Origin of the sequence: Pseudomonas sp. A-R-19 (assembly GCF_019956575.1) — a bacterium.
GTDB lineage: Bacteria > Pseudomonadota > Gammaproteobacteria > Pseudomonadales > Pseudomonadaceae > Aquipseudomonas.
This window is the reverse complement of sequence record NZ_JAHBDR010000052.1, coordinates 70188-79196: the sequence shown is the minus strand read 5'-3', so window position 1 is coordinate 79196 and position 9009 is coordinate 70188. Positions and strand designations below refer to the sequence as shown.

Below are 9009 nucleotides of genomic sequence, written 5' to 3'. Positions count from 1 at the left end.
GCGGTGTATCAATCAACATGGAAAACGTCTGACACACCGCTATCGCCAGCAAGCCGGCTCCTACAGATATCAGGCGTACTTGCCGCTACTGCGAAGGCCGCGCCCGCAACCGCCGCCCAACCACATCCAGCACATCACAGCCATCGCGCAATGGAATGGCACAGAGCAAGGCAAAATCGCTGAGGATGAACGACTCACACTCGACCGAACCGCGCATGGACAGGTTCTCAAGCACTTGGGTGACAGCGCGGATTCTGTAGTTGGCGGCGTCGGTGAGGATGTCGAGTGGCGCATGGGTGTCGACGAACAGGGTGGGCATGTCGGAGCAGTTGCTGGTCAATGCCATGAAGCGGTTGTCGGGATGGGGGATTGGTTTTTTGTAGGGTGGATCGGGATGAATTGTTTTCATTTTTTAACCTCTGGTAGAAGTGGGACTACCATCGGCCTTCCTACGGGCTTGGGTGGCAGCCATACGCGGGGTAGGAATATCGAGACCAGAGAACTCGACCACGCCGAAGCGTGCCCGCGCACAGCCGCCGCAACAGATCTTACGGTCGCACGTTAGTGGCCGCAAATCAGGTGTCGATGCCAAGCGTGTCTCATGGTCTTAACGGGTTCCTACACCCCACCACTGAATGGTCAGTGACCACCAAAGACTATCGACGGAACTCACATCGCACCACTTCATGAAAACCGCTAGGTTTTGAAGGAAACGTCCTAGGACCTTGTCGAGAAAATTTCCAACCCGCCTGACGAATAGGGAGTGGCATGAAGAATGGGCACACCAACCAGATTGAGTGCCCATTTTTATTGGTCAGTTACCTGATTATCCCAGACATCGCTATCAGGCCAAGTAGCACCATGCCAGATACAACCCCTAGAAGAGTCCATTGCAACACTACGAGTTTTCGCCTGAGGTCATGGGGAAAATTGTTGAGATCTTCAGCAGTGACCATACCGCGCTTCAAAAAAAATCTGGGAAACGTAACAACGCTAGATATTGAATAAACCAGCCGAGTCTTACCTCTAAGCCCTGCGTCAATACGCGCAGAGACAGTTATAAGTGGAGAACTGTTTTGGAAATGATCTGACAGGACATCTCCCTTGGTGTAGCCCAAATGCAGAGCAACCCCAAATACAACAAGTGCCCCACCGAAAACTATTAGCCCTGATGCCAGGAATAGTGCGTCTGCAACGCTAATACTCATTGAGTGGCCTCGAAAATGCGGTCGCCCATTTTTTCACCAATAACGCTCCCAATAGCGCTGGAAGAAATAGAGCCTGCCCCGACCACAACAATACTGCAGACCAGTAATCCCAAACCGCCAGTTGGCACACCTAACCCAACACAAAGCCCGCCGACAGCTGAGGTTGATAGCGCAGCACCTACAATTCCGCCACCTACGACCCCCCCGGTAAAACTCCCCGTTTCAGTAAATTTAACCCTCTCGCATGTTTCGGTATCCCCTGCAGTACACACATCCTGAACCTTCAAGGCAGACGCCCCTCCGCCGACAGCTGTGCCCAGCCATCCGCCGTACTGAACGTATTTTGAAGCCCTCGCCACACCTTCAAGGTGGGTGGCGTAACCCGGTATTTGCCCAGCAGGGCTGGCATTGGTCCAGTGATGGACCAGACTTTGGCTTGAAATACCCAACATTTTTTTCAAATTGAAGTGGTTTGGGAATCCTATGCCCTTGCGGGTCAGTACCGTCATGTGGCTGTTCAGTTGTGCGAGCAGACGTTGGCGCTCTGCAAAGAACGCTGGCGAGCGCAGGTGCCCATCTCTTTGAAGCGTATTCTGTTGCAACGCTTCAATATCCCTCAAAGCATTGCCGACGCTATCCAGATTATTCTTGAAAATACTCGCGCCCACGCCAATAGCGCCGGAGCCATGGGTCAAGAAGGTCTGGATGACATCCCGGTGTTGCACCATGAAATCCGCTTCTTCCGGGCTAAGCGTTTCAAGCACCTGATTGGTCCTGGCTGCCACATCCATAAGCAGGGCTTCTTCACGAGTGCACTGGTAGTTATTGGGGTCGCTCAGCACGATCAGCGAGCCGGCTTTGACGTCGCGCAGGTTGGGATTGAGCAATTTGAATTTGCCCATCACTGCCGGGTCGCGAAGAGTGAAAAGCGAGGCCTCAAGCTGTTCGCGGGTGGTGCTCTTCGGAACGATGTAGAAGCCCGGCTCTACTAACTCTGCGCTGTTGTCACGCACCGGCACGGGAAGTGTTGGCATCGGCGCAAAGCTGGATGATCGTGACGCTACCGGAGCCCTCGCAGTGACAGGCTCGGCTTGCGCAGTAGCGGTTCGCGTGGTGTGTGGTGCAGCACTGCGCTCGGACTGGTAGCCCGCCGTGTCCTGCGACGGGATAAGCCCGGCTCTGCAAGGACAACTACTGAAGCTATCCAGCGACCCCGCCACCATCCTGCCATTGCTTTTGATGTAGGAAACACCGCCAGCGATCACGTAGCTCTTATTGTCTTTGCCGCAGGAAACCCGGTCACCGTCGCGCGCATGAGCGAAGCCAAACATCATGATGTGAGTATCGCCCTCCAGAACTTTGCCGCCGCAGGTGGTCTTGTCGCCCTCGCGAATGAAGTATCCCTTTGCCATTTACTGATCTCCCTCTCTACTGGCGCCTCAGTCATGGGAAGCGCGCCACGTCTAACGATGGATAACGCCGACTCGGGAAGAGCGGGCTCACGCAAAGTACGTGGACGGGGAGGAAACTCAATATGGCCGGGAAAATCAGGAAATTTCTCACGATTAGGAATGAAAAGGACCACGGACATTGGTAGTCAAATGCCCGCTCCTCATATCAAGGACGCAAAAAAAACGGCCCGCAACCTGAGGCTGCGAGCCGTTCTTTCATCCGCGATGGGATGACCTCAAACGATTACTTGTTCAAGCGGTAATCATTCTCTGCCGCCGCAAAACGCTGGAACATGCCGGCAGTCGGCGTGCCCATTTTGCTGACGATGTAGATCGCCAGGCTGGCGAAGATGAAGCCTGGAATAATTTCGTACAGGCCCAGCAGTTCGAAGTGTTTCCAGACGATCACGGTGATCGCGCCAACCAGGATACCGGCCAGTGCGCCGTTGCGGGTCATGTCTTTCCAGATCACGGAGATCAGTACGACAGGACCGAATGCAGCGCCGAAACCGGCCCAGGCGTAGCTCACCAGGCCCAGTACACGGTTTTCCGGGTTGGATGCCAGCGCGATAGCAATCAGGGCAACCAACAGCACCATGGCACGACCGACCCAGACCAGTTCAACCTGAGAAGCGGATTTACGCAGGAAGGTCTTGTAGAAGTCTTCGGTCAGGGCGCTCGAGCACACCAGCAACTGGCAGCTCAGGGTGCTCATGACGGCAGCCAGAATGGCCGACAGCAGGATACCCGCGATCCATGGGTTGAAGAGGATCTTGGCCAGTTCGATGAACACACGCTCGTGGTTCTCGGAGACTGCGCCAGCCACGTCCGGGTGTGCCGAGAAGTAGGCGATACCGAAGAAGCCGACTGCCACGGTGCCGCCCAGGCACAGGATCATCCAGGTCATGGAGATGCGACGGGCCTTGGCGATCGATTTAACCGAATCGGCAGCCATGAAACGCGCCAGGATGTGCGGCTGGCCGAAGTAGCCCAGACCCCAGCCCATCAGCGAGATGATGCCGATGAAAGTGGTGCCCTTGAGCATGTCGAAGTTGCTTGGATCTTGCGCTTCGATAGCCAGGAAAGTGGTGTCGACGCCGCCGGTAGCCAGCAGCACGATGATCGGCGTCAGGATCAGCGCGAAGATCATCAGGGTGGCTTGTACGGTATCGGTCCAGCTCACTGCCAGGAAACCACCGATGAAGGTGTAGGCAATCGTCGCCGCAGCGCCGGCCCACAGCGCGGTCTCGTAGGACATGCCGAAGGTGCTTTCGAACAGACGGGCACCGGCCACGATGCCGGAAGCGCAGTAAATGGTGAAGAACACCAGGATCACGACGGCGGAGATGATCCGCAGCAGGCCGCTCTTGTCTTCGAAACGGCTGGCGAAGTAGTCCGGCAGGGTCAGTGCATCACCGTTGTGCTCGGTCTGCACGCGCAGGCGGCCGGCGACGAACAGCCAGTTCAGGTAGGCGCCGACGATCAGGCCGATGGCGATCCAGCTTTCGGAAAGACCGGACATGTAGATCGCGCCGGGCAAGCCCATCAACAACCAGCCACTCATGTCGGAGGCACCGGCGGACAGTGCGGTCACGACGCTACCCAGGCTACGGCCGCCCAGAATGTAGTCGGAAAGGTTGTTGGTGGAGCGATAGGCCATCAAGCCGATCAGCACCATTGCTGCGATATAGATCACGAACGTGATCAGGGTTGGATTGCTTACGCTCATTAAGTTACGCCCTGGCTTTGTTTTTATGTAGCGGCGGCTGGTGAACCGCTCGCAAACGCATACGTTTGACAGACGATCCGGATTCCCGCGCATTTATGACTGATGTTTCCCCAGGAAAGCCATCAGCCGGAGCACCCGGATTTTGTTCTGGTTGCACCTTGGGCGCGAATGCTATTCAACAAAGCAAATAAGGTGCAACCAGTTTCTTGAGAATAAGTTGCACCCTAGTCGTTTTGCGATAAATCCTACGGTTTTTACTCCCTTTTACGGTAGTCCGGGTGCGTTACTAGAAGTAAAAGCACCATGCAGAAGCGCCAGATCCTACCTGCTGTTCTATTCCCGACAAGCTGCTACACATTCCGACAAAAAAGGGTTGCACCCGGTTGCACCTATGTCAGCGCACGGCTAATCTTGCCGCCAGCTGAGGCCACGCAGTCGTGGCAAACATGAGGATAAAAACATGGCTACCACCACCCTTGGGGTCAAACTTGACGACCCGACCCGCGAACGCCTCAAGGCCGCCGCGACCTCGATTGATCGCACGCCGCACTGGCTGATCAAGCAGGCAATCTTCAATTACCTGGAAAAACTCGAGGGTGGTGCAACCCTGACTGAGCTGAGCGGTTTGACCAAGGATTCCGACGACAGCGTCGACGCGCCTCTGGATCATGCCCACCAGTGCTTCCTCGAATTCGCCGAAAGCATCTTGCCGCAATCGGTACTGCGCGCTTCGATCACCGCCGCTTACCGTCGCCCTGAGCCGGAAGTGGTACCGATGCTGATCGAGCAGGCTCGCCTGCCGGCACCGATGGCCGAAGCCACCAACAAACTCGCTGCCTCGATTGCTGAAAAACTGCGCAACCAGAAGAGCGCTGGCGGCCGTGCCGGCATCGTTCAGGGCCTGCTGCAGGAATTCTCCCTGTCGTCCCAGGAAGGCGTGGCGCTGATGTGCCTGGCCGAAGCGCTGCTGCGCATCCCGGACAAAGGCACCCGCGACGCCCTGATCCGCGACAAGATCAGCACCGGTAACTGGCATCCGCACCTGGGCAACAGCCCGTCGCTGTTCGTCAACGCCGCCACCTGGGGCCTGCTGCTGACCGGCAAGCTTGTGTCGACCCACAACGAAGCCGGCCTGACGTCGTCCCTGAGCCGCATCATCGGCAAGAGCGGCGAGCCGATGATCCGCAAGGGCGTCGACATGGCCATGCGCCTGATGGGCGAGCAGTTCGTCACCGGCGAAACCATCGCCGAAGCCCTGGCCAACGCCAGCAAGTTCGAAGCCAAGGGCTTCCGCTATTCCTACGACATGCTGGGTGAAGCCGCGCTCACCGAGCACGACGCGCAGAAGTACCTGGCCTCGTACGAACAAGCCATCCACTCGATCGGCAAAGCCTCCCACGGTCGTGGGATTTATGAAGGCCCGGGCATCTCGATCAAGCTGTCCGCCCTGCACCCGCGCTACAGCCGTGCGCAGTACGAGCGCGTGATGGACGAGTTGTACCCGCGCCTGCTGTCGCTGACCTTGCTGGCCAAGCAATACGACATCGGCCTGAACATCGATGCCGAAGAAGCCGACCGTCTGGAGCTGTCGCTGGATCTACTCGAGCGCCTGTGCTTCGAGCCGCAACTGACTGGCTGGAACGGCATCGGTTTCGTCATCCAGGCTTACCAGAAGCGTTGCCCGTACGTGATCGACTACGTGATCGACCTGGCTCGCCGCAGCCGTCATCGCCTGATGATCCGCCTGGTGAAAGGTGCGTACTGGGACAGCGAAATCAAGCGTGCCCAGGTCGAAGGCCTGGAAGGCTACCCGGTCTACACCCGCAAGGTGTACACCGACGTGTCCTACATCGCTTGTGCGCGCAAGCTGCTGTCGGTACCGGAAGTCATCTATCCGCAGTTCGCCACGCACAACGCCCACACCCTGTCGGCCATTTATCACATCGCCGGTCAGAACTATTACCCAGGCCAGTACGAGTTCCAGTGCCTGCACGGCATGGGTGAACCACTGTACGAGCAGGTTGTAGGCAAAGTTTCCGAAGGCAAGCTGAACCGTCCGTGCCGCGTGTACGCTCCGGTCGGCACCCACGAAACCCTGTTGGCCTATCTGGTACGTCGGCTGCTGGAAAACGGCGCGAACACCTCGTTCGTCAACCGCATCGCCGATCAGTCGATTTCGATTCAGGAATTGGTGGCCGATCCGGTTGCTCAGATCGAGCAGATGGCGACCGTGGAAGGTGGTTTCGGCCTGCCGCACCCGCGCATTCCGCTGCCGCGTGACCTGTATGGCTCCGAGCGCGCCAACTCCAGCGGCATCGACATGGCCAACGAACATCGTTTGGCGTCCCTGTCCTGCGCGCTGCTCGCTACCGCACACAACCACTGGAAAGCGGCGCCGATGCTCGGCTGCGTCTCGAGCAACGAAGCTCCGGCACCGGTGCTGAACCCGTCCGACCTGCGTGACGTGGTCGGCCATGTGCAGGAAGCCACCGTCGAAGACGTCGACAATGCAATCCAGTGCGCCCTCAACGCTGCGCCAATCTGGCAGGCCACCCCGCCCGCCGAACGCGCCGCGATCCTGGAACGTGCCGCCGATCTGATGGAAGCCGAGATCCAGCCGTTGATGGGCCTGCTGGCTCGCGAAGCCGGCAAGACTTTCGCCAACGCCATCGCCGAAGTGCGTGAAGCCGTGGACTTCCTGCGTTATTACGCGGTGCAGGCGCGCAACGACTTCACCAATGACGCTCACCGCCCATTGGGTCCTGTGGTGTGCATCAGCCCGTGGAACTTCCCGCTGGCGATCTTCAGTGGTCAAGTGGCTGCAGCCCTGGCCGCCGGTAACCCGGTATTGGCCAAGCCTGCGGAGCAAACTCCTCTGGTCGCTGCCCAAGCCGTACGCTTGCTGCTCGAAGCCGGTATCCCTGAAGGCGTGCTGCAACTGCTGCCAGGTCGCGGCGAAACCGTCGGTGCCGGCCTGGTCGGCGACGATCGCGTCAAAGGCGTGATGTTCACCGGTTCCACCGAAGTCGCGCGCTTGCTGCAACGCAACATCGCCGGTCGCCTGGACAGCCAGGGTCGCCCTATCCCGCTGATCGCCGAAACCGGTGGCCAGAACGCGATGATCGTCGACTCTTCGGCACTGACCGAACAAGTCGTGATCGACGTGGTTTCCTCGGCTTTCGACAGCGCCGGCCAGCGTTGCTCGGCCCTGCGCGTCCTGTGCCTGCAGGAAGATTCCGCTGATCGCGTCATCGAAATGCTCAAGGGCGCGATGGCTGAAAGCCGTCTCGGTAACCCTGAGCGCCTGTCCGTGGACATCGGCCCGGTGATCGACGCCGAAGCCAAGGCGGGTATCGAGAAGCACATCCAGGCCATGCGCGACAAAGGTCGCAGCGTGTACCAGGTGGCCATTGCCGACGCCGAAGAAGTCAAACGCGGCACCTTCGTAATGCCGACGCTGATCGAACTGGAAAGCTTCGACGAGTTGCAGCGGGAGATCTTCGGTCCGGTGCTGCACGTGGTCCGCTACAAGCGCAAGGATATCGATCAACTGATCGGCCAGATCAACGCTTCCGGCTACGGCCTGACCCTGGGCGTGCACACCCGCATCGACGAGACCATCGCCAAGGTGATCGACAACGTCAATGCCGGTAACGTCTACGTCAACCGCAACATCGTTGGCGCAGTAGTAGGCGTGCAGCCATTCGGCGGCGAAGGCCTGTCGGGCACCGGTCCGAAAGCCGGTGGCCCGTTGTATCTGTACCGTTTGTTGTCGACCCGCCCTGCGGATGCGATCGAACAATCCTTCGCTCGTGGCGATGCCGCCGCAGCACCGGACGTTCGTCTGCGCGAAGCCATGAGCAAACCGCTGACTGCCCTGAAAGCCTGGGCCGACAGCAACAAGTTCGCCGACCTGAGCACCCTGTGTGTGCAGTTCGCCGCACAATCGCAAAGCGGCATCACCCGCCTTCTGGCCGGCCCGACCGGCGAGCGCAACAGCTACGCGATCCTGCCGCGCGAGCACGTGCTGTGCCTGGCGGAAGTCGAAGGCGACCTGCTGACTCAACTGGCGGCGGTATTGGCTGTCGGCGGCTCGGCGGTCTGGCCGGAAACCGACTTGAGCAAGGCTTTGTTCGCACGCCTGCCGAAGGACATTCAGGCGCGCATCAAGCTGGTTTCCGACTGGAACAAGGACGAAGTGGTGTTTGATGCGGTTCTGCATCACGGCCATTCCGACCAGTTGCGTGCGGTGTGCCAGCAAGTGGCCAAGCGTGCCGGCGCCATCGTCGGTGTGCAGGGTCTGTCGCAGGGCGAAACCAACATTGCGTTGGAGCGTCTGGTGATCGAGCGCGCGTTGAGCGTTAACACTGCGGCGGCGGGTGGTAATGCGAGCTTGATGACGATCGGCTAAATAGCGATGCTGTCACGGTAAAAATGGGCGCCCTCATCGGCGCCCATTTTTTTGCCTTGTAGGAGCCGGCTTGCTGGCGATCAATACACTGCGGTGTGTCTGATGAACCGCCATCGCCAGCAAGCCGGCTCCTACAGGTCGATGTTTTGCCCATTTATCACCAACATCAATCATCCTGTTCAGTCTTTATCAGCAAGCCTAGACTCGGCC

The 9009-nt window shown here is 58.6% G+C and carries 4 protein-coding genes; 1 reads left to right on the top strand and 3 read right to left on the bottom strand.

Annotated features, from left to right (window positions below):
- Positions 1–85: 85 nt before the first annotated feature.
- The 3 genes from KGA88_RS14180 to putP form a co-directional block, all read right to left on the bottom strand.
- Positions 86–409 carry a hypothetical protein gene (locus tag KGA88_RS14180; RefSeq protein WP_223591840.1) on the bottom strand — a complete coding sequence of 108 codons (324 nt, stop codon included), beginning with the start codon at positions 407–409 and terminating at the stop codon, positions 86–88.
- Between the two features lie 795 nt (positions 410–1204).
- Positions 1205–2620 (bottom strand): PAAR domain-containing protein, encoded by a 1416-nt coding sequence (locus KGA88_RS14175; RefSeq protein WP_223591838.1) that lies wholly within the window; start codon positions 2618–2620, stop codon positions 1205–1207.
- Positions 2621–2903: 283 nt separating this feature from the next.
- A complete protein-coding gene (gene putP / locus KGA88_RS14170; protein ID WP_110660800.1) occupies positions 2904–4388 on the bottom strand; it encodes a sodium/proline symporter PutP in 1485 nt (494 codons plus the stop codon).
- 460 nt (positions 4389–4848) lie between these two features.
- On the opposite strand from putP, the gene putA reads away from it, so the two are divergent.
- Entirely contained in the window at positions 4849–8799 is a 3951-nt protein-coding gene (putA, locus tag KGA88_RS14165; protein WP_110660799.1) for a trifunctional transcriptional regulator/proline dehydrogenase/L-glutamate gamma-semialdehyde dehydrogenase, read from the top strand.
- Positions 8800–9009 lie beyond the last annotated feature (210 nt).